Origin of the sequence: Pseudoalteromonas sp. 120-MNA-CIBAN-0494 (assembly GCF_040308885.1) — a bacterium.
Taxonomy (GTDB): Bacteria; Pseudomonadota; Gammaproteobacteria; order Enterobacterales; family Alteromonadaceae; genus Pseudoalteromonas; species Pseudoalteromonas nigrifaciens.
In genome coordinates, this window is record NZ_JBEOOE010000098.1 from 1 (window position 1) to 497 (window position 497).

The window sequence follows — 497 nt, forward strand, 5'->3', positions numbered from 1 at the left end:
GCTCCGAATTTATCATTGAGCAGGTATTTTTAGATAATCAGAACATCGATGCTAGGTGTGGTTCGCTAGACGCTTACAGTTTAAATACCTTTTTGATGTTTAGTATAGGATATAAGGAATGCATGAATTTTTAAAAACAGACCAATTAGGGCATATAATAAACCAAGTTAATGATGAAATTTCTATGCTTAAGAATGCTCTGAATGAACCAATAAATAAGAATGTTGAAAGCAATGTACTTGCAGATATTTTAGATCGAGCGGCACTAGAAGAAGAGCGTAAGCAACAATACATTTCACGTTATAGAAAAGGTCTGCAGCTGAAGGCATTGCAACGAGTTAAATTTAGGCTTCAAAAAGAACCTGGCGAATACGGGTATTGTGAAACATGCGGTATTGAAATTCAGTTTAAAAGATTAGTAACGTAAGCGCGCAATTAAACCCACATACCAATATTAATGCTACCTATGCATAATTTACTCAGCATATTAACCTGAG

At 34.8% G+C, this 497-nt stretch carries 1 protein-coding gene; it reads left to right on the plus strand.

The window, feature by feature from the left end; genetic code table 11:
- Positions 1 to 118: 118 nt before the first annotated feature.
- Positions 119 to 427 carry a hypothetical protein gene (locus tag AAEY55_RS18150; protein WP_350552615.1) on the plus strand — a complete coding sequence of 103 codons (309 nt, stop codon included), beginning with the start codon at positions 119 to 121 and terminating at the stop codon, positions 425 to 427.
- The last annotated feature ends 70 nt before the right edge of the window (positions 428 to 497 follow it).